At 42.1% G+C, this 20,450-nt stretch carries 17 protein-coding genes, 2 tRNA genes and 3 rRNA genes; 20 read left to right on the top strand and 2 right to left on the bottom strand.

The features are described 5' to 3' along the window. Positions 1–106 precede the first annotated feature (106 nt). The 10 genes from dnaX to rrf all read left to right on the top strand — a co-directional run bounded on the left by dnaX (position 107) and on the right by rrf (position 9,346). The gene (gene dnaX / locus RRV45_RS00120; protein WP_315666792.1) at positions 107–1,798 is read left to right on the top strand and encodes a DNA polymerase III subunit gamma/tau; all 1,692 of its coding nucleotides are present in this window, start codon (positions 107–109) and stop codon (positions 1,796–1,798) included. 20 nt (positions 1,799–1,818) lie between these two features. Beyond that, positions 1,819–2,139: a YbaB/EbfC family nucleoid-associated protein gene (locus tag RRV45_RS00125; protein WP_066302040.1), complete on the top strand. Its 321-nt coding sequence runs from the start codon at positions 1,819–1,821 to the stop codon at positions 2,137–2,139. Positions 2,140–2,534: 395 nt separating this feature from the next. After that, positions 2,535–3,131, top strand: a complete 597-nt coding sequence (gene recR / locus RRV45_RS00130) for a recombination mediator RecR (RefSeq protein ID WP_066302038.1) — start codon at positions 2,535–2,537, stop codon at positions 3,129–3,131. 46 nt (positions 3,132–3,177) lie between these two features. Then, complete coding sequence (locus RRV45_RS00135; RefSeq protein WP_315666793.1) at positions 3,178–3,396, top strand: YaaL family protein; 219 nt, start codon at positions 3,178–3,180, stop codon at positions 3,394–3,396. Between the two features lie 91 nt (positions 3,397–3,487). Further along, the gene (locus RRV45_RS00140) at positions 3,488–3,751 is read left to right on the top strand and encodes a pro-sigmaK processing inhibitor BofA family protein (RefSeq protein ID WP_315666794.1); all 264 of its coding nucleotides are present in this window, start codon (positions 3,488–3,490) and stop codon (positions 3,749–3,751) included. A gap of 289 nt (positions 3,752–4,040) precedes the next feature. Further along, positions 4,041–5,591, top strand: a 16S ribosomal RNA gene (locus tag RRV45_RS00145). A 159-nt stretch (positions 5,592–5,750) separates the two neighbouring features. Continuing rightward, positions 5,751–5,827, top strand: a tRNA-Ile gene (locus RRV45_RS00150). A 12-nt stretch (positions 5,828–5,839) separates the two neighbouring features. After that, positions 5,840–5,915, top strand: a tRNA-Ala gene (locus RRV45_RS00155). A 306-nt stretch (positions 5,916–6,221) separates the two neighbouring features. Beyond that, a 23S ribosomal RNA gene (locus RRV45_RS00160) occupies positions 6,222–9,157 on the top strand. Between the two features lie 72 nt (positions 9,158–9,229). Further along, positions 9,230–9,346: ribosomal RNA gene (gene rrf / locus RRV45_RS00165) — 5S ribosomal RNA — on the top strand. The 16S, 23S and 5S rRNA genes sit together here with 2 tRNA genes alongside, the layout of an rRNA operon. Before the next feature lie 290 nt (positions 9,347–9,636). Here rrf and RRV45_RS00170 read toward each other — a convergent pair. After that, the gene (locus tag RRV45_RS00170; RefSeq protein ID WP_315666795.1) at positions 9,637–9,840 is read right to left on the bottom strand and encodes a sigma factor G inhibitor Gin; all 204 of its coding nucleotides are present in this window, start codon (positions 9,838–9,840) and stop codon (positions 9,637–9,639) included. A gap of 230 nt (positions 9,841–10,070) precedes the next feature. Here RRV45_RS00170 and RRV45_RS00175 point away from each other — a divergent pair, with 230 nt between their 5' ends. The 9 genes from RRV45_RS00175 (at position 10,071) to rsmI (ending at position 17,050) form a co-directional block, all read left to right on the top strand. Further along, a complete protein-coding gene (locus RRV45_RS00175; RefSeq protein WP_315666796.1) occupies positions 10,071–11,507 on the top strand; it encodes an aminotransferase class I/II-fold pyridoxal phosphate-dependent enzyme in 1,437 nt (478 codons plus the stop codon). Positions 11,508–11,632: 125 nt separating this feature from the next. Next, complete coding sequence (gene tmk, locus RRV45_RS00180; RefSeq protein WP_315666797.1) at positions 11,633–12,271, top strand: dTMP kinase; 639 nt, start codon at positions 11,633–11,635, stop codon at positions 12,269–12,271. Positions 12,272–12,440: 169 nt separating this feature from the next. Further along, positions 12,441–12,770: a cyclic-di-AMP receptor gene (locus RRV45_RS00185; protein ID WP_315666798.1), complete on the top strand. Its 330-nt coding sequence runs from the start codon at positions 12,441–12,443 to the stop codon at positions 12,768–12,770. A gap of 37 nt (positions 12,771–12,807) precedes the next feature. Further along, a complete protein-coding gene (gene holB, locus RRV45_RS00190; protein WP_315666799.1) occupies positions 12,808–13,815 on the top strand; it encodes a DNA polymerase III subunit delta' in 1,008 nt (335 codons plus the stop codon). Continuing rightward, on the top strand, positions 13,808–14,635 hold the full coding sequence (locus RRV45_RS00195) for a PSP1 domain-containing protein (protein WP_066302014.1): 828 nt from the start codon (positions 13,808–13,810) through the stop codon (positions 14,633–14,635). The genes holB and RRV45_RS00195 overlap by 8 nt, the downstream gene beginning before the upstream one ends. Before the next feature lie 13 nt (positions 14,636–14,648). Then, positions 14,649–15,023: a DNA replication initiation control protein YabA gene (gene yabA / locus RRV45_RS00200; protein ID WP_315666800.1), complete on the top strand. Its 375-nt coding sequence runs from the start codon at positions 14,649–14,651 to the stop codon at positions 15,021–15,023. Between the two features lie 141 nt (positions 15,024–15,164). Next, on the top strand, positions 15,165–15,905 hold the full coding sequence (locus RRV45_RS00205; RefSeq protein ID WP_315666801.1) for a tRNA1(Val) (adenine(37)-N6)-methyltransferase: 741 nt from the start codon (positions 15,165–15,167) through the stop codon (positions 15,903–15,905). After that, positions 15,895–16,179 (top strand): GIY-YIG nuclease family protein, encoded by a 285-nt coding sequence (locus tag RRV45_RS00210; RefSeq protein ID WP_315666802.1) that lies wholly within the window; start codon positions 15,895–15,897, stop codon positions 16,177–16,179. Before RRV45_RS00205 ends, RRV45_RS00210 begins: the two co-directional genes overlap by 11 nt. Further along, positions 16,157–17,050: a 16S rRNA (cytidine(1402)-2'-O)-methyltransferase gene (rsmI, locus tag RRV45_RS00215; protein WP_315666803.1), complete on the top strand. Its 894-nt coding sequence runs from the start codon at positions 16,157–16,159 to the stop codon at positions 17,048–17,050. The genes RRV45_RS00210 and rsmI overlap by 23 nt, the downstream gene beginning before the upstream one ends. Positions 17,051–17,088: 38 nt before the next feature. Here the strand turns inward: rsmI and RRV45_RS00220 are convergent, their stop codons facing one another. After that, positions 17,089–17,373, bottom strand: coding sequence for an AbrB/MazE/SpoVT family DNA-binding domain-containing protein (locus RRV45_RS00220; protein WP_066301993.1), 285 nt, complete (start codon positions 17,371–17,373; stop codon positions 17,089–17,091). Between the two features lie 848 nt (positions 17,374–18,221). Between RRV45_RS00220 and metG the strand changes: the two genes are divergently transcribed. Then, complete coding sequence (metG, locus tag RRV45_RS00225; protein WP_315666804.1) at positions 18,222–20,174, top strand: methionine--tRNA ligase; 1,953 nt, start codon at positions 18,222–18,224, stop codon at positions 20,172–20,174. Positions 20,175–20,450: the final 276 nt, after the last annotated feature.

The raw sequence follows: 20,450 nt of genomic DNA on the forward strand, positions 1-20,450 counted from the left end.
TCATCTCTCTGAATCGGGATGAGTTTTTTTATTTCTAATACTTTGAAATAATGAAAATGAATAAGGTATAATGGTTGTTGAGAATACATAGGAAGGGGGCGTAACAATGAGTTATCAGGCTTTATATCGTGTTTGGCGTCCTCAAAGCTTTATTGATGTTGTCGGACAGGAGCATGTAACGAAAACATTGCAAAACGCCCTGCTTCAGGAAAAAATCTCGCATGCCTATCTGTTTTCTGGGCCCCGCGGCACTGGGAAAACAAGTGCGGCAAAGATTTTGGCTAAGGCAGTCAACTGTGAGAGGGCACCAGTAAACGAACCTTGTAATGAATGCCCTACTTGTAAAGGGATAACAGACGGATCTATCCAGGATGTCATTGAAATTGATGCCGCATCTAATAACGGCGTTGAAGAAATTAGGGACATTCGGGACAAGGTTAAATATGCACCAAACATTGCAAGGTATAAAGTCTATATTGTCGATGAAGTTCATATGCTATCCATTGGAGCTTTTAATGCCTTATTGAAAACACTTGAGGAGCCTCCGAAGCATGTTATCTTTATTTTAGCAACAACTGAGCCCCATAAGATTCCGCTTACGATTATTTCAAGATGCCAGCGATTTGATTTTAAACGCATTACAGCACAAGCAATTGTAGGCAGAATGAAGCTCATTGTCGAAGAGACTGGCGTCAAATGTGAGGAACAGGCATTGCATGTGATTGCGAGAGCAGCAGAGGGCGGCATGCGTGATGCATTAAGTTTACTTGATCAGGCTATTTCATTTAGCCAAGATGAAGTGACGACAGATGATGCTTTAACTGTGACAGGAGCTGTTTCGCAAGGTTTTTTAAATAAACTGGCTTCTGCAGTTATGGAAAGGAATGCGGCAGCGGGTCTGGAATTCTTGGAGGAACTTCTCTTCCAAGGGAAGGATCCTGCACGATTTGTTGAAGACTTTATCCTATATTATCGAGACATGCTTCTCTTTAAGGCAGCCCCTAAATTGGAGGAATCGCTGGAAAAAGTTATGTTGGATGAAGAATTCCAACAGCTTGCCGAAAAAATTCAGCCAGAAGAGCTGTATGAATTAATAGAAGTACTGAATAAAGCACAGCAGGAAATGCGCTGGACGAATCATCCGAGGATTTTTCTTGAGGTGGCAATCGTTAAGGTTTGCCAGCTTGATAGAAAAGGATCGACTGCAGCCGGCGGAGACCTTCAGCCGCTTCTGCAAAAGATAGAACATTTAGAGAATGAAATCAGCCTTTTGAAGCGCCAGGGTGTTGTGATTCAAGATGAAGGTCAGCCTGCCGTTCAGAAAAAGGCACAAAGAAGCTCTCGTAAAGGCTTTCAAGCACCAACAGGGAAGGTTAACGAAATATTAAAGCAAGCTACAAAAAATGATTTAATGGCGATAAAAAGCAATTGGGGTGAAATGTTAAACAGGCTGGCTCATAATCAAATGAGGTCCCAAGCTGCTTTGCTAAATGAAGCGGAGCCTGTTGCCGCATCTTCTACAGCCTTTATCATTAAATTTAAATATGAAATTCATTGTCAAATGGCAATGGATAATACGAGATTTCTCGACACCTTATCCAATGTCATGTATGAGCTCTTAGGAAAACGAATGCAGCTCGTTGGAATTCCTGATGAACAATGGCAGAAAGTCAGAGAAGATTTTCTCAACAGCCAGCAAGATAATGGAGTCAACGAAGAACATTCGAATGAGGAAGAGCCGTTAATTGCCGAAGCGAAAAAATTATTTGGTGATGATTTAGTAGAAATAACAGACTAATTAACTGGAGGTACAATTAAATGCGTGGAATGGGAAATATGCAAAATATGATGAAACAAATGCAAAAGATGCAAAAGAAAATGGCCGAAGCTCAGGAGAAGCTTGGTGAAGAAAGAATCGAAGGGACTGCTGGCGGCGGAATGGTTTCTGTCATTGTTTCTGGCCATAAAGAAGTCCTCGAAGTAAACATCAAAGAAGAAGTAGTAGATCCAGAGGATATCGAAATGTTACAAGACCTTGTATTAGCTGCAACGAACGAGGCTCTTAAAAAGGCAGATGAATTAACAAATAACACGATGGGCCAATTCACTAAAGGGATGAATCTGCCTGGAATGTTCTAAAGACTCCTATTGTCTAGCTTCAGTTGTTGGATTAGACTGAAGCTTTTCTTTTTATAGGCGCTTCCGCTTTTCAATGTCTAGCTCCAGTGCCTAGGGACCCGAGGTCATAAGCCAACTTGTCATGAAGGTAAAAGGCGACCTTCCTGCCAACTTGTCTTATGCTTGTCGTCCCTGATCAAGGGCTTCCGCTTTTCTTTGTCTAGCTTCAGCACCTACCCCCTCGAGGTCACAAGCCAATCCTCCCAGAAAGGAAAGGGCACCTTTCCGGGAAGGCTCGTCTTGTGCTTGTCGGGGGTGGGCACTAAGGAAAGCTTCTGCGAATAATCATCGCAGGAACAATCGTTCTTTGATTGTTCCGAAGGCGCTTCCGCTTTTCTTATTAAGGAGGAATTAATATGCATTATCCTGAACCGATATCTAAGCTGATTGACAGCTTTATGAAATTGCCAGGTATCGGCCCGAAAACGGCCGCTCGTCTGGCATTTTTTATATTAAGTATGAAGGAGGACACTGTCCTTGATTTTGCAAAGGCGTTAGTGAACGCCAAAAGGAATTTGTCTTATTGCTCAGTATGCGGCCATATTACGGATCAAGACCCTTGCTATATTTGTGAAGATCAGAGAAGAGATCGAACGGTTATTTGTGTCGTTCAAGATCCTAAAGATGTCATTGCAATGGAAAAAATGAAAGAGTATCATGGCTTATATCATGTATTGCAAGGCGCTATCTCTCCAATGGATGGAATTGGGCCAGAGGATATAAACATTCCCACACTTCTAAAAAGACTCCAAGATGACACAGTACAAGAAGTTATACTTGCCACGAACCCTAATATTGAGGGAGAAGCGACAGCGATGTATATTTCTCGTCTATTAAAGCCATCTGGAATTCGTGCTACGCGAATTGCCCACGGGCTTCCTGTCGGAGGGGACCTTGAATATGCCGATGAAGTAACTCTATCAAAGGCACTTGAGGGAAGAAGAGAAGTTTGATTTAAAACTGTCGAGGCGCATGCGCTTTCTAATGGGGGCGAAGATAATGTTATTTCGTAGGAAGGGCTGGCTGCGTAGGGAATTTGATGAAAAGCTTTTAGATAAGGTTTACGATTTAAGGGATACTTGGACAAATCACAAAACGCTTGTTGAAAAAAGCTTCGACCCATCCGCAGAGATTATGACACAAGCAAAACTTGCAGAGGCAAAATACTTCTTTCTTTTTAAAGAAGTAAAAAAAAGAAATATAACCTTACACAAATAATTTTTGGACATAGTCCTTCTATCGAGGTCTTTTTTGTATATCGATTTCATAAATTGATAGTACAAGTTTCTCGAAAGGAGGATTTTTCTTATTGGAGCCTGTTATCGTCATTTCTATATTAGGTGTTTGCATTTTATTGCTACTATTTATGGGTACGCCACTAAAACCGGTTAAAATGGTTGGACAAGGTATTATTAAGATATTGATTGGTGCTCTGTTTTTATTCTTTTTAAATACGTTTGGAAATCAGTTTGGCATACATGTACCCATTAATTTAATTACTGCCTCTGTCTCAGGTTTTCTAGGGATTCCTGGTTTGTTTTCATTAGTAGCTATACAGACTTGGATAATTTGAATAGATGAACAGCTGCACGTCAAAGTAGCTGTTCAATTTTTTTGTTGAATTTTATTGACAGCTCACATATATGATGTTAATATATTAAAAGTCTTCACAAAAACATTTATTAAACAACGGAATTCATTAAGAAAAAAAGTTGTTGACATAGTGTTTTAGAGATGATATGATTATAAAGTCGCCTCTGAGCGATAATATAGTTCTTTGAAAACTGAACGAACAAAAACGTCAACGTTTAACTTTTAGTCTTTTTATAAAAAAAGACATTATGAGCTAATCAACTCACAATTTATTGGAGAGTTTGATCCTGGCTCAGGACGAACGCTGGCGGCGTGCCTAATACATGCAAGTCGAGCGAACTTGCGGGAGCTTGCTCCCAAAAGTTAGCGGCGGACGGGTGAGTAACACGTGGGCAACCTGCCTGTAAGACTGGGATAACTTCGGGAAACCGGAGCTAATACCGGATAATTCTTTTCTACTCATGTAGGAAAGCTGAAAGATGGCTTCGGCTATCACTTACAGATGGGCCCGCGGCGCATTAGCTAGTTGGTGAGGTAACGGCTCACCAAGGCAACGATGCGTAGCCGACCTGAGAGGGTGATCGGCCACACTGGGACTGAGACACGGCCCAGACTCCTACGGGAGGCAGCAGTAGGGAATCTTCCGCAATGGACGAAAGTCTGACGGAGCAACGCCGCGTGAGTGATGAAGGTTTTCGGATCGTAAAACTCTGTTGTTAGGGAAGAACAAGTACCGTTCGAATAGGGCGGTACCTTGACGGTACCTAACCAGAAAGCCACGGCTAACTACGTGCCAGCAGCCGCGGTAATACGTAGGTGGCAAGCGTTGTCCGGAATTATTGGGCGTAAAGCGCGCGCAGGCGGTCCTTTAAGTCTGATGTGAAAGCCCACGGCTCAACCGTGGAGGGTCATTGGAAACTGGGGGACTTGAGTGCAGAAGAGGAGAGTGGAATTCCACGTGTAGCGGTGAAATGCGTAGAGATGTGGAGGAACACCAGTGGCGAAGGCGACTCTCTGGTCTGTAACTGACGCTGAGGCGCGAAAGCGTGGGGAGCGAACAGGATTAGATACCCTGGTAGTCCACGCCGTAAACGATGAGTGCTAAGTGTTAGAGGGTTTCCGCCCTTTAGTGCTGCAGCAAACGCATTAAGCACTCCGCCTGGGGAGTACGGCCGCAAGGCTGAAACTCAAAGGAATTGACGGGGGCCCGCACAAGCGGTGGAGCATGTGGTTTAATTCGAAGCAACGCGAAGAACCTTACCAGGTCTTGACATCCTCTGACAATCCTAGAGATAGGACTTTCCCCTTCGGGGGACAGAGTGACAGGTGGTGCATGGTTGTCGTCAGCTCGTGTCGTGAGATGTTGGGTTAAGTCCCGCAACGAGCGCAACCCTTGATCTTAGTTGCCAGCATTCAGTTGGGCACTCTAAGGTGACTGCCGGTGACAAACCGGAGGAAGGTGGGGATGACGTCAAATCATCATGCCCCTTATGACCTGGGCTACACACGTGCTACAATGGATGGTACAAAGGGCTGCAAGACCGCGAGGTTTAGCCAATCCCATAAAACCATTCTCAGTTCGGATTGCAGGCTGCAACTCGCCTGCATGAAGCCGGAATCGCTAGTAATCGCGGATCAGCATGCCGCGGTGAATACGTTCCCGGGCCTTGTACACACCGCCCGTCACACCACGAGAGTTTGTAACACCCGAAGTCGGTGGGGTAACCGTAAGGAGCCAGCCGCCTAAGGTGGGACAGATGATTGGGGTGAAGTCGTAACAAGGTAGCCGTATCGGAAGGTGCGGCTGGATCACCTCCTTTCTAAGGAAGATTTGAAGTACTTGATACTTCAATAAAAGACGTTACTTGTTCGTTCAGTTTTGAGAGAACTATTTCTCTTTATAATTTAATACCTTGTGAGAGAAATGAGAGCTTACGTTAGTGATGCGTGCTTATCATTTATCAAACACTGTTATATATGGGCCTATAGCTCAGCTGGTTAGAGCGCACGCCTGATAAGCGTGAGGTCGATGGTTCGAGTCCATTTAGGCCCACCATCTCATGTTAACGGGGCCTTAGCTCAGCTGGGAGAGCGCCTGCCTTGCACGCAGGAGGTCAGCGGTTCGATCCCGCTAGGCTCCACCATGACGAATTCACATTCGTTTATTTTTTTCTGGAAAATCACGTTGTGATTAAAATCAGAAACATTGTTCCTTGAAAACTAGATAATGATTTGAAGAAGCAATAACCGAGTAATCGCCATTTTAGTTATTCTCTCTATTTTATATAGAGTTTAAAACCAAATCACAATTCAGAAGAGTTGTGAGGGGGATGAGAAGCAAGCAGATCAAGGAAGCGACAGAACGAGCACCGGAGCGTACGTAGTTGGTACGCGAGGAGCACAGTGACGGAGCTGACGCAGAGATGCGCCGCTTATCATTCACCGAACAAGGTTAAGTTAATAAGGGCGCACGGTGAATGCCTTGGCACTAGGAGCCGATGAAGGACGGGACTAACACCGATATGCTTCGGGGAGCTGTAAGTAAGCTTTGATCCGGAGATTTCCGAATGGGGGAACCCACTGTTCGTAATGGAACAGTATCTTTACCTGAATACATAGGGTATTGAAGGCAGACCCGGGGAACTGAAACATCTAAGTACCCGGAGGAAGAGAAAGCAAACGCGATTCCCTGAGTAGCGGCGAGCGAAACGGGATTAGCCCAAACCAAGAGGCTTGCCTCTTGGGGTTGTAGGACACTCTATACGGAGTTACAAAGGAACGAGGTAAATGAACAGGTCTGGAAAGGCCGGCCAGAGAAGGTAAAAGCCCTGTAGTTGAAACTTCGTTCCCTCCAGAGTGGATCCTGAGTACGGCGGGACACGTGAAATCCCGTCGGAAGCAGGGAGGACCATCTCCCAAGGCTAAATACTCCCTAGTGACCGATAGTGAACCAGTACCGTGAGGGAAAGGTGAAAAGCACCCCGGAAGGGGAGTGAAATAGTTCCTGAAACCGTGTGCCTACAAGTAGTCAGAGCCCTTTAACGGGTGATGGCGTGCCTTTTGTAGAATGAACCGGCGAGTTACGATTACATGCAAGGTTAAGTTGAATAGACGGAGCCGCAGCGAAAGCGAGTCTGAATAGGGCGAATTGAGTATGTGGTCGTAGACCCGAAACCAGGTGACCTACCCATGTCCAGGTTGAAGTCCAGGTAACACTGGATGGAGGACCGAACCCACGCACGTTGAAAAGTGCGGGGATGAGGTGTGGGTAGCGGAGAAATTCCAATCGAACTTGGAGATAGCTGGTTCTCTCCGAAATAGCTTTAGGGCTAGCCTCATGTTGTTAGAATCTTGGAGGTAGAGCACTGTTTGGACTAGGGGCCCTCATCGGGTTACCGAATTCAGACAAACTCCGAATGCCAAAGATTTATCCATGGGAGTCAGACTGCGAGTGATAAGATCCGTAGTCAAGAGGGAAACAGCCCAGACCACCAGTTAAGGTCCCAAAGTATACGTTAAGTGGAAAAGGATGTGGAGTTGCTTAGACAACCAGGATGTTGGCTTAGAAGCAGCCACCATTTAAAGAGTGCGTAATAGCTCACTGGTCGAGTGACTCTGCGCCGAAAATGTACCGGGGCTAAACGTATCACCGAAGCTGTGGATGGACATCTGCGATGTCCGTGGTAGGAGAGCGTTCTAAGGGCGTTGAAGCTAGACCGTAAGGACTGGTGGAGCGCTTAGAAGTGAGAATGCCGGTATGAGTAGCGAAAGATGGGTGAGAATCCCATCCACCGAATGCCTAAGGTTTCCTGAGGAAGGCTCGTCCGCTCAGGGTTAGTCGGGACCTAAGCCGAGGCTGAAAAGCGTAGGCGATGGACAACAGGTTGATATTCCTGTACCACCTCTTTACCGTTTGAGCAATGGGGGGACGCAGGAGGATAGGGTAAGCGCGCTGCTGGAATAGCGCGTCTAAGCAGTTAGAGTGCAAGCGAGGCAAATCCCGCTTGCGTTAAGCTTGAGCTGTGATAGCGAGGGAAATATAGTACCGAAGTTCCTGAATCCACACTGCCAAGAAAAGCCTCTAGCGAGGGAAAAGGTGCCCGTACCGCAAACCGACACAGGTAGGCGAGGAGAGAATCCTAAGGTGAGCGAGAGAACTCTCGTTAAGGAACTCGGCAAAATCACCCCGTAACTTAGGGAGAAGGGGTGCTCATTTGGGTGAATAGCCCGGATGAGCCGCAGTGAATAGGCCCAGGCGACTGTTTAGCAAAAACACAGGTCTCTGCGAAGCCGCAAGGCGAAGTATAGGGGCTGACGCCTGCCCGGTGCTGGAAGGTTAAGAGGAGGGGTTAGCGCAAGCGAAGCTCTGAATTGAAGCCCCAGTAAACGGCGGCCGTAACTATAACGGTCCTAAGGTAGCGAAATTCCTTGTCAGGTAAGTTCTGACCCGCACGAAAGGCGTAACGATCTGGGCACTGTCTCAACGAGAGACTCGGTGAAATTATAGTACCTGTGAAGATGCAGGTTACCCGCGACAGGACGGAAAGACCCCGTGGAGCTTTACTGTAGCCTGATATTGAATTTCGGTACAGCTTGTACAGGATAGGTAGGAGCCTTGGAAGCCGGAGCGCCAGCTTCGGTGGAGGCATTGGTGGGATACTACCCTGGCTGTATTGAAATTCTAACCCGCGCCCCTGATCGGGGCGGGAGACAGTGTCAGGTGGGCAGTTTGACTGGGGCGGTCGCCTCCTAAAGAGTAACGGAGGCGCCCAAAGGTTCCCTCAGAATGGTTGGAAATCATTCGAAGAGTGTAAAGGCATAAGGGAGCTTGACTGCGAGACCTACAAGTCGAGCAGGGACGAAAGTCGGGCTTAGTGATCCGGTGGTTCCGCATGGAAGGGCCATCGCTCAACGGATAAAAGCTACCCCGGGGATAACAGGCTTATCTCCCCCAAGAGTCCACATCGACGGGGAGGTTTGGCACCTCGATGTCGGCTCATCGCATCCTGGGGCTGTAGTCGGTCCCAAGGGTTGGGCTGTTCGCCCATTAAAGCGGTACGCGAGCTGGGTTCAGAACGTCGTGAGACAGTTCGGTCCCTATCCGTCGTGGGCGCAGGAAATTTGAGAGGAGCTGTCCTTAGTACGAGAGGACCGGGATGGACGCACCGCTGGTGTACCAGTTGTCTTGCCAAAGGCATAGCTGGGTAGCTATGTGCGGACGGGATAAGTGCTGAAAGCATCTAAGCATGAAGCCCCCCTCGAGATGAGATTTCCCATAGCGTCAAGCTAGTAAGACCCCTGAAAGATGATCAGGTTGATAGGTTTGAGGTGGAAGCGTGGCGACACGTGGAGCTGACAAATACTAATCGGTCGAGGACTTAACCACATTTAGTATGATTACTCGAATAACTTCTTCAGCATTATCTAGTTTTGAGGGAACAAACCTCAATGAAATAGGCTTAGTGGCGATAGCGAAAAGGTCACACCCGTTCCCATCCCGAACACGGAAGTTAAGCTTTTCAGCGCCGATGGTAGTTAGGGGCTGTCCCCTTGTGAGAGTAGGACGTCGCTAGGCAAAAGTAAAGAACATCGTAGAGATGTTCTTTTTTTGTATATAAATTTAGAATGGGGACTTATATGAGCATCGTGGGGCGAATTTTACTAAAAACCCATAAAAACGCCCGCCATAAGAGGTTCATGGGACGCGTTTTGCAAAGCCCCCGTCTAAAACGATTGCCATGAGATGTTCAAAAGGACGCATTGTGCAAATAAAAAGTGATGGCTGAATTTTACCGTATTCCTATCCTAATGCCAGTAAATCACGGGGGTAAAAAGCAAAATAAAAAGCCCCAAATGGAGCCTGCATTATGAAAGTATTTCTGGATTGGTGATTTTTTTTAGTTGTTTTAAATAATATTTATATTTTGGATTACTTGTATCTGTAGAAATTAAATCACTTTCGCAATCTGTACAGATAAAAGAAGTGTATAGATGAATCCCTCTTATTTTTGTTTGCTCGCAAATGACACACTTTTCCCCTATATGCTTCTTTGCTATTAGCGAACTCAATGACTCCACCTCCATACACCAATTCTTTCCTAATTCATTGATTTGTATACAGTTCTTTGAAAATTCACTTAAAGAGATTACTTGATTACTAATGTATGTTAAAAAATGAATTTGGTTGTATGTCTTATTCAATTCTTCTTTCCCATTGGCATTTGCATAAGAAAGTATCGAGATTCACTTCTATTTGGTAAAATAGATGGGATGATGAACTAGATATTTGGTGATTATAAATGAATCAAAATAAAATGCCTATATTAGATGCTTTAAAAGCACATATCAAACGTAACCCTGTTTCCTTTCATGTTCCTGGACATAAATATGGAGACCTTCTTCCTGATGAAGGAAAGGGTTATTTTCAGGAATTATTAAAGCTTGATGCAACAGAACTAAATGGTTTGGATGACCTTCATTCACCTGAAGGGATTATCTTGGAAGCTGAAAAGCTGCTTGGTCATTTTTACAGCGCGAAAAAGAGCTTTTTCTTAGTAAATGGCTCAACTGTTGGAAATCTGGCGATGATCATGGCTGCGGTCGCAGAAAATGAGACAGTGCTTGTTCAAAGAAATTGCCACAAATCGGTCTTAAATGGAGTTCAGCTTGTGAAGGCCCATCCTGTTTTTCTAGGGCCAGATTTCGATGAAGAATGGGGTGTGGCAGGAGAAGTATCTCTTCACACAGTGGAAAAGGCTGTGCAAGAGTACCCGGATGCGAAGGCCATTATTCTTACCTATCCGAACTATTATGGGATGATTCATGATATAGAGGAGATCATTCAGTATTCTCATTCAAAGGGGATCCCCGTTTTAATTGACGAGGCACATGGTGCTCATTTTGCAGGAAATGATAAATTTCCACGGTCAGCTGTCCAATTAAAAGCTGATATTGTAGTTCAGTCAGCTCATAAAACACTTCCTGCTATGACGATGGGTGCCTATCTTCATTTTAATAGTGACATTCTAACAGAAAGAAAAGTCAGCGATTGTCTTCAACTCCTGCAATCAAGCAGTCCCTCATATCCCATTATGGCATCATTGGATATGGCGAGGCACTATTTGGCTACTTATTCAAATGAGGATATGAATGTTTTTTTACAAAAGATAACTGAATTTAGAAGGAGGCTGCAGCAATTAAGGGGCATCAGAGTACTAGAATATCAAAATGGCAAAGGAGATCCACTCAAAATAACGATTCAATCCACCACATCGTTAAGTGGATATGACTTGCAAAGCTTACTCGAAGGTGTAGGAATTTATGCTGAAATGGCTGATCCCTATAATATACTGCTAGTTTTTCCTTTATTAAAAAAAGATATGGATTTTCCTATTGAAGAAATAATTTCGCGTTTTGAAGCAGCTCTTCAATCTATTCCAAATACACAGAGGTGCAAGATAGTAAACAGCTTTGGCAAACCGAAAATTTCGAAGCCGAGCTTGAGTGTGAAGCAGATGAGTAGCCTCAAAAGTGAATCCATCCACTTGGAAGAGGCGGTCGGTAAAATTTGTGCGCAATTACTTATTCCCTATCCACCTGGTATCCCACTATTATTTCCTGGGGAAATAATACGAAAAGAAGATATAGATTTTATTAAATTATTGCTGAAAACAGGTGCCAGATTTCAAGGCGGAGACAGCTTGAAATCTGGAAGAATAGACATATTTCACGAATAAATTAACTTAAGCCTCCGGCGGATGCCTCAGATTTTTTAGAGGAAATTATCGGGCAAGCTCGATAATAATCTGTACCGAGGAGAAATTGATTATAATATTATTGAATCATCTTGGAGGTTAGCGATTTGAAAAAAGGTATTTTTATAACGATGGAGGGACCTGAGGGGGCAGGGAAAACCACAATCATTAACATGCTTGGCTCAAGATTAGAGGCAGAAGGCTATCAGGTTATGCAAACGAGAGAACCAGGTGGTATTGATATTGCTGAGCAAATTCGAAATGTCATTCTGGACAAGAACAATACGAAAATGGATCCCCGTACTGAGGCCTTATTGTACGCAGCGGCAAGAAGGCAGCATCTTGTTGAAAAAGTCCTTCCAGCTCTTGAGAAAGGTTATATTGTTTTATGCGATCGATTTATTGATAGCTCCCTAGCTTATCAAGGGTATGCAAGAGGATTAGGAATAGATGAAGTCTTTTCTATTAATCAATTTGCCATCGAAGGAATGATGCCGCAATTAACGTTCTATTTTGATATAGAACCAGAGACAGGCCTTGAAAGAATCAATCGGCATAAGGATCGGGAAGTAAATCGTCTTGATCTTGAGGACTTAGAATTCCATCACATGGTACGCGAGGGTTATTATAAGCTAATGAATGATCATTCTGAACGTATGTATAAAATAGATGCGTCTCAATCAATAGAAGAAGTGTATGAGGCAGCTGAAAAAAAGATAAAAGAGATAATCAATCGGGAAGAATAAATAAAAGGAGGGTGACTTTTTTCATGTATATAACCCTCTTTTTTGTACCCAAAAGTTCCTTATCCTTCTAGTCAATATGGATAAAGCATGTTAGTTCTTTAAAAAATTGCTATAATGGATATAGGAAGGCAATTTTAGAAAAGTGGAACAAATGAAGGGGGATGAGAGAATGAAACTTATATTAGCGGTTATTCAAGATCAAGACAGCAATAAATTAATGAATGCATTGGTAGATAATAATTTCAGAGCAACTAAGCTTGCAAGTACTGGCGGCTTTCTAAAATCAGGGAATACAACCTTTATGATCGGAACAGAGGATATTCGTGTTGACAGGGCACTGCAAATTATTAAAGAAAATTGCAAATCAAGAGACCAGCTAGTGGCCCCTATCTCTCCAATGGGAGGAAATGCTGATTCATATGTTCCATATCCAGTTGAGGTCGAGGTCGGCGGAGCAACCGTCTTTGTACTGCCAATTGAAAAATTCCAGCAGTTTTAATAGAATTTTATTATAAAGAATTGAAGTGGTGGTTATTGTGGTCAAAACGTGGGAAGACCTAGAAGGAATGCAGCCTGTTGTTTTGAAAATGTTTAAAAATAGCATCTTAAAGGATAGGCTTGCCCACGCTTATTTGTTTGAAGGGATGAAAGGAACTGGCAAACGGGAAGCCGGTAGTCTTTTAGCAAAAAGTGTATTTTGCCACTCACCCATTCAAGGCTATATGCCTTGTGAGGCTTGTGTAAATTGCAAAAGAATAAACAATGGGAATCACCCTGATGTTCATATTGTTGAACCAGATGGTCTGTCCATTAAGAAAGCTCAAATCCAATCTCTTCAAGAGGAATTTTCGAAAACAGGTGTTGAATCTAAGAAGAAATTATATATGATTGTTCATGCTGATCGAATGACTTCAAATGCTGCTAACAGTTTACTGAAGTTTCTTGAAGAACCACACCCTCATACAATGGCTATTTTAATGACAGAGCAGGCACAGCGAATACTTCCTACTATTCTTTCTCGCTGCCAAACTATTTCATTTCAGACGCTATCACCTGAAAAAATGGCTGAAAAGCTAACAATGAATGGAGTATCTCCACAGATGGCTCCATTAATTGCCCAACTTACCAATAATATAGATGAGGCAATTGCGTATAGTCAGAATGATTGGTTTGTACAAGCACAAAAAATAGTGTTAAAATTATATGAAGTGCTTAAGAAAAGTCCTTTGGAGGCGATGGTGGCTCTCCAGGATGATTGGTTTAAGCATTTTAAAGAGAAAGAGCAGTTAGATCTAGGTCTTGATTTATTACTTTTAATCTCTAAGGATTTACTATATATACAGCTCGGTAAGGAAGGTCAGATTGTCTATCTAAATGAGAAAGCACGTTTAGAACAGTTTGCGTTGCAATCCTCTAGCAGACAGGTATCGGAACAGATGACGGCTATTTTGGAAGCAAAAAGGAAATTGCATGCAAATATGAATCCGCAGCTGTTAATGGAACAGCTTGTGTTGAAATTGCAGGAGGGGTCTTCATTTGTATGATGTAGTAGGAGTCCGCTTTAAAAAAGCGGGCAAGATATATTATTTTGATCCCGGCGGGCTAGAGATAGAGAGGGATGACTTTGTCATTGTTGAAACAGTCCGTGGTGTGGAATATGGCAAGGTTGTCGTTCCGCCGAAAAAGGTTGATGAGCATGATGTGGTTCTGCCTTTAAAAAAGGTGCTGCGAATCGCGGATCAAAAGGATAAAATGATTGTCGAAGAAAATAAACAGGCCGCAAAAGAAGCTTATGAGGTTTGCAGTGAAAAAGTTAGTACTCATCATTTAGATATGAAACTAGTTGATGTTGAATATACATTTGACCGAAATAAAGTTATTTTTTACTTCACTGCTGATGGAAGGGTAGACTTCCGGGAGCTTGTAAAGGATCTTGCAGCAATTTTCCGCACAAGGATAGAATTACGGCAAATAGGAGTTAGGGATGAAGCAAAAATGTTGGGCGGCATTGGCCCTTGTGGAAGAATGCTATGCTGTTCTACTTTTCTAGGCGACTTTGATCCAGTGTCCATTAAGATGGCAAAGGATCAGAATCTCTCCTTAAACCCAACGAAAATATCAGGTTTATGCGGGCGTCTGATGTGCTGTTTGAAATATGAAAATGATGAATATGAAGAAGCAAAAGCCCAGCTTCCTGACCTTGGTGAGTGGATCCAGACACCGGAAGGTCCTGGCAAAGTAGTAGGATTAAATATTTTAGAACGGGTGCTGCAAGTGGATGTAACTGCTGCTGAACGCGTGCTTGAGTATACTTTAGAAGAATTAGTCAAACAGGGTGCTGTATCAGTTCAATCCACAGATTAATGAGGTGGAATACGTGGATAAAAAAGAAATCTTTGATTCAGTAAGTAATATGGAAGCCCAAATTGGACACTTATATCAACAGCTAGGCGAGTTAAAGCAGCATTTGGCAGAAATACTAGAAGAGAATAACTCTTTAAAGCTGGAGAACGAGCATTTAAGGCGCCGTTTGGAATTAACGACAGATAAAGAAAAGACGAAGGTAAAAAAAGGGCCGTCAGCCAATTCGCCAATGGATTCCACTGATTACAAAACAGCTGATATTGGAGAAGGCTATGATAATCTTGCCCGTCTTTATCAAGAGGGTTTTCATATATGTAACCTCCATTTTGGAAGCCCGCGAAAAGAGGGAGATTGCCTTTTTTGCTTATCTTTTCTTAATAAGAAATAATTTTATGGCCTTCCTCTTAAGGGGAAGGCTATTTTTAACATATCTAACTACCATGAAACGCTTTAGGAGCATCTTCATCGCACGAGTAAGAGCTTTTAGAAGGAGCGTCTACGCATTTCTAATTACATGGAGGAAAAAAGAATGGATATTTTAAAAGGGGACGAGCGTTTAGATTATTTACTTGCAGAGAATTTGCGAATCATTCAGAGCCCCACAGTGTTCTCCTTTTCACTTGATGCCGTTTTACTTGCCAGGTTTGTTCATGTGCCGATTCAAAAGGGCCTTTTAATTGATCTTTGCAGTGGGAACGGTGTGATCCCGTTGTTTTTAAGCATGAGAACAAAAGGCTCCATTATTGGGGTTGAAATACAGGAACGACTTTTTGATATGGCAAAGAGAAGCATCGAATATAATCAATTGGAAGCCCGGCTTCAAATGATTCATGGGGATATTAAGGAGATCACAAAGGAGCTTGGATTTGGCAAATTCGATGTTGTTACTTGTAACCCGCCTTATTTTCCGACTCCCTCATCAGAAGAGATCAATGTGAACGAGCATTTAGCCATTGCCCGCCATGAAATTCTCTGTACGCTGGAGGACGCGATCAAGGCTTCAAGCGACTTAGTCAAGCAGGGCGGAAAGGTCGCGTTTGTTCATCGGCCAGGAAGGTTCTTAGACATTGTGACACTGATGAGAAAATACAAATTGGAACCGAAAAAGGTCCAATTTGTTTATCCGAAGCAAGGAAAGGAAGCAAATACCTTATTAATAGAAGCAACTAAATACGGCAGTCCAGATTTAAAAATCTTGCCCCCTTTATTTGTCTATCAGGAAAATAATGAATACACCCCTGAAATAAGGGAGATTTTATATGGAGAATAATCACCTTTTTTATGTGCTCCAGTGCAGGGACCATACGTTGTATGCAGGCTATACGAATAATTTAGAAAAGCGGATAAAGCTTCACAATGAGGGAAAGGGAGCGAAATATACAAGAGGAAGAGGCCCAGTTAAGCTAGTCTTCTCAAAAGCGTACGATAATAAAAGTGATGCCTTAAAGGCAGAATATGAATTTAAGCAGTGGCGTAGGGAGAAAAAAGAGAAATACCTCATTAATGAAACGGGTGGTACTTATGTGGCAGCAAAAAAGCTTTGATAAGGAAGACAGTAAGGGAATTTTGTATTTAGTTCCGACCCCTATTGGGAATTTAGAGGATATGAGCTTTCGGGCGATTCGTATTATGAAGGAAGCAGATTTTATTGCTGCTGAGGATACAAGGAATACGAAGAAGCTATGTAATTATTTTGAGATTGAGACTCCTATTATTAGCTATCATGAACATAATAAGGAGGTTAGCGGGCAGAAATTATTAGAGAAAATAGCAGATGGAGCGAAGATTGCTCTTGTGAGTGATGCAGGGATGCCAACGATATCTGATCCCGGCTATGAGCTGGTTACTGCTGCGGTTGCCGAGAAATTGACGGTTGTTCCGCTTCCTGGCGCAAATGCAGCCCTAACTGCACTCATTGCATCAGGAATTAATCCTCAGCCCTTCTATTTCTATGGATTTTTAGATCGGAAAAAGAAAACCAAAAGAAAAGAGCTTGAGGAGCTTTCGAAAATTTCCGCCACTACGATTCTTTATGAAGCCCCACATCGTTTGAAAGAGACACTTACACTTATTGAAGAACAAATGGGGAATAGAGAAATTGTCCTTTGCCGCGAATTGACAAAAAAGTTTGAGGAGTTTATTCGTGGTTCTGTAAAAGAGGTTTTAAATTGGGCAACAAATGAAGAAATTAGAGGAGAATTTGTTCTAATTCTTGAAGGTTCATCAGAGACCGAGTCAGAAGAGGATGAGGTCTGGTGGCAGGATTTATCCGTTGAAGCTCATGTGGAGCATTATATAAATGATCGTGGAATGAATAGTAAAGATGCCATTAAACAAACGGCAGCAGATAGAGGCATGAATAAGAAAGAGGTTTACCATGCCTTTCATGTAAAATCAAATGATAAAGAAGAGTAAAAAAAGAAGCTTCTCTGCGCAGAGAAGCTTTCTTTATATTATTTTACAAGTTCAAATCTGTTTTGAATTTCACTTAATAATTGTTCTGCACCTTCGCGGCTAACAATTAATTTTCCATTAGCTAATTGGATGTTATCGTCAGAAACTTCCCCAGTTACTAGGCAAGTCATATTTGGCTTGTACTTTTTAAGGATAATACGATCATCATCTACGTAGATTTCTAGAGCATCCTTTTCAGCAATATCCAATGTACGTCTTAACTCGATAGGAATAACCACGCGACCAAGTTCATCAACTTTACGAACAATACCTGTAGATTTCATATTAAAATCTCCTCCCAAATCTTAAAAAATATTTTTCTATTTAATGTTCTTTCGCCAATATTCGACAAAAACTTTATTAACTCAATAATACCAGCGTTTCCCAAATCCGTCAATTAATTTATTTTTTAATTTACCTAGAAGTTTTTACCTTATCCCGTAAAGGTTATTACATCAAGGTTTGTTGATATTACAGCAGTTTTTACGGATAGTTTAGTAAAAATTCTAATTTACATGGACATATTTTTAATATTATTGCCAATAAAATAATTCGACAAATAGCAACAGGACCTGCAAAATTCAATATAATAATATACGAGAGGAGATATATTTTTATAGGGATAAAAAACAAATTAAGTGGTTTCGCAAATAAACTGGGTAGTTTCGCAAACAAACTGAGTGGTTTCGCAAACAAACTGGGTAGTTTCGCAAATAAACTGAGTAGTTTCGAAAACAAACTGGGTAGTTCCACAAACAAAGTGGGTAGTTTCGCAAACAAACTGAGTGGTTTCTCAAACAAACCGAGTAGTTTCGCAAACAAACTAGTGGTTTCGCAAACAAATGGAGTTGAATCGCAAACAAATAAAAAATATGTATTTGATTAGTGATTCAGTTCAGACAAATCAAATAAGCAACTACTTACATTTTTAGGGCTTCAGTCATTCTATATTTGTTGCACAAATACTAAATATTAGGTATATTTTGATGGTATAAGAGGTTATGCTGACTTAATGAATCCGTTTGCTCACGGAAGTTCTAATTATTATAAGAAGCCTATATTTGGCAAGCATTTCAGTTCGATCTCGTCCATTGTAAGGTCGGGATTTTTTAGCTAAAAAGGAGGGGATTTTGTGGGAGGTAAAAAAACGTTTTATCTTACTACACCTATTTATTATCCAAGCGGAAATTTACATATTGGCCACGCCTATACAACGGTAGCTGGCGACGCGATGGCTCGCTACAAGCGTTTGCGCGGATTTAATGTCATGTATTTGACTGGTACGGATGAGCATGGTCAAAAGATCCAGGAAAAAGCAGAGGAAAAAGGTGTTACACCTCAAAGCTATGTAGATGAAATTGTCGAAGGAATTCAAGTGCTTTGGAAAAAGCTTGATATTTCCTATGATGATTTTATCCGGACAACTCAAGAGCGTCATAAAGATGTTGTTCAAAAAATCTTTGCTCAATTATTAGAGCAAGGTGATATTTATCTTGGGGAATATGAGGGATGGTATTGTACACCATGCGAATCGTACTTCACAGAGCGCCAGCTAGCAGATGGAAATTGTCCGGACTGCGGAAGAGCTGTTAACAAGGTGAAGGAAGAATCATATTTCTTTAAAGTAAGTAAATATGCAGACAGACTCCTGCAATACTATGAAGAGAATCCTTCGTTTATTCAGCCTGAATCTCGAAAAAATGAGATGATTAATAATTTTATTAAGCCAGGCTTAGAGGATCTTGCCGTTTCTAGAACAACTTTTAATTGGGGAATTGAAGTTCCCGGCAATCCTAAGCATGTCATTTATGTGTGGATCGATGCTCTATCGAACTATATAACAGCTTTAGGCTACGGAACAAAGGATCCATCGAAATACGAAAACTTCTGGCCAGCAGACGTGCATTTAGTAGGGAAAGAGATTGTCCGTTTCCATACGATTTATTGGCCAATCATGCTGATGGCTTTAGATTTGCCGCTTCCTAAGCAAGTGTTTGCACACGGATGGTTACTAATGAAGGATGGCAAAATGTCTAAGTCAAAAGGAAATGTAGTGGATCCTGTTACCTTAATTGATCGTTACGGTCTTGATTCATTACGTTATTATTTATTGCGTGAAGTTCCATTTGGTTCCGATGGTGTATTCACTCCGGAAGGCTTTGTAGAAAGAATTAATTTTGACCTTGCCAATGATTTAGGAAACCTGTTAAATCGTACGCTGGCAATGGTAGATAAATATTTTGGCGGAGTTATTCCAAAATATAATGGTTCAAATAGTGAGTATGACCAGTCGTTGCTTCAAGCAAATAAGGAAACAGTTCAGAAATATGAAGAGGCGATGGAAAAAATGGAGTTTTCCGTAGCTTTATCGACCATTTGGCAATTAGTGAGCAAATCGAATAAATATATCGATGAAACACAGCCATGGGCTCTGGCAAAGGTCGAGGCAAAGACTTCTGAGCTAGAAAGTGTAATGGCCCATTTAGCAGAATCTTTAAGAAGAATTGCCGTTCTCATCCAGCCGTTCTTAACAAGAGCGCCGAAGGAAATTTTTTCCCAGCTAAATGTAAATAAAGACAACTTAACTACATGGGAGAGTCTAGAAAGCTTTGGGTTAATTCCAGAAGGGACAAAGATTGCCAAAGGCGACCCTATTTTCCCTCGTCTTGATTTAAATGAAGAAGTAGAGTTTATCAAAACAAAAATGCAAGGCTCAGCACCAAAAGCAGAAGAAGTGAAACAAGAGGAAAAGCCTGACAGTGAAGAAATTACGATTGATGATTTCATGAAGGTTGACCTGCGGGTAGCGCAGGTTATTCATGCAGAACCAGTGAAAAAGGCTGATAAGCTGCTGAAGCTTCAGCTAGATCTTGGCTATGAGAAGAGGCAGGTTGTCTCTGGAATTGCTCAGTTTTACAAGCCAGAGGACCTCATTGGCCGAAAACTTATTTGTGTCACAAACCTCAAGCCTGTTAAACTGCGTGGAGAGCTTTCTGAAGGAATGATCCTTGCCGGCAGCAAGGATGGAGAACTTTCACTAGCAACCATTGCTGAGTCGCTTCCATTAGGAGCTAGAGTAAAATAATATTAGAAATACGCTGGAGTTAGACAGTTTCTAACTATCTCACCTATTCTAAGAACTAACATAGAAATGTTTCACGTGTAACATTATACGTAAAACATTTCTATGTTTTTCTTTTATAAAATAATATTTATTCACATATTTAACGATAATATCATTGATGTGAATGGTAAAAGGATTAGATTTATTATTTTTCTATAATGAGTAAAAAGCAGCACTACTATATTTGGAAAATTATCTGCCATTTGTATTAATTGTAACCGAAACGATATAGTTGTT

It is taken from the genome of Bacillus sp. DTU_2020_1000418_1_SI_GHA_SEK_038, from assembly GCF_032341175.1.
Lineage (GTDB): Bacteria > Bacillota > Bacilli > Bacillales > Cytobacillaceae > Cytobacillus.

What these genes read in the sequence shown, in the direction of transcription:
- RRV45_RS00205 (WP_315666801.1), top strand. Translation starts at nt 15,165, where the DNA reads ATGGATATTTTAAAAGGGGACGAGCGTTTAGATTATTTACTTGCAGAG.
- RRV45_RS00175 (WP_315666796.1), top strand. Translation starts at nt 10,071, where the DNA reads ATGAATCAAAATAAAATGCCTATATTAGATGCTTTAAAAGCACATATC.
- RRV45_RS00210 (WP_315666802.1), top strand. Translation starts at nt 15,895, where the DNA reads ATGGAGAATAATCACCTTTTTTATGTGCTCCAGTGCAGGGACCATACG.
- RRV45_RS00185 (WP_315666798.1), top strand. Translation starts at nt 12,441, where the DNA reads ATGAAACTTATATTAGCGGTTATTCAAGATCAAGACAGCAATAAATTA.
- RRV45_RS00125 (WP_066302040.1), top strand. Translation starts at nt 1,819, where the DNA reads ATGCGTGGAATGGGAAATATGCAAAATATGATGAAACAAATGCAAAAG.
- recR (WP_066302038.1), top strand. Translation starts at nt 2,535, where the DNA reads ATGCATTATCCTGAACCGATATCTAAGCTGATTGACAGCTTTATGAAA.
- RRV45_RS00135 (WP_315666793.1), top strand. Translation starts at nt 3,178, where the DNA reads ATGTTATTTCGTAGGAAGGGCTGGCTGCGTAGGGAATTTGATGAAAAG.
- RRV45_RS00220 (WP_066301993.1), bottom strand. Translation starts at nt 17,373, where the DNA reads ATGAAATCTACAGGTATTGTTCGTAAAGTTGATGAACTTGGTCGCGTG.
- dnaX (WP_315666792.1), top strand. Translation starts at nt 107, where the DNA reads ATGAGTTATCAGGCTTTATATCGTGTTTGGCGTCCTCAAAGCTTTATT.
- rsmI (WP_315666803.1), top strand. Translation starts at nt 16,157, where the DNA reads ATGTGGCAGCAAAAAAGCTTTGATAAGGAAGACAGTAAGGGAATTTTG.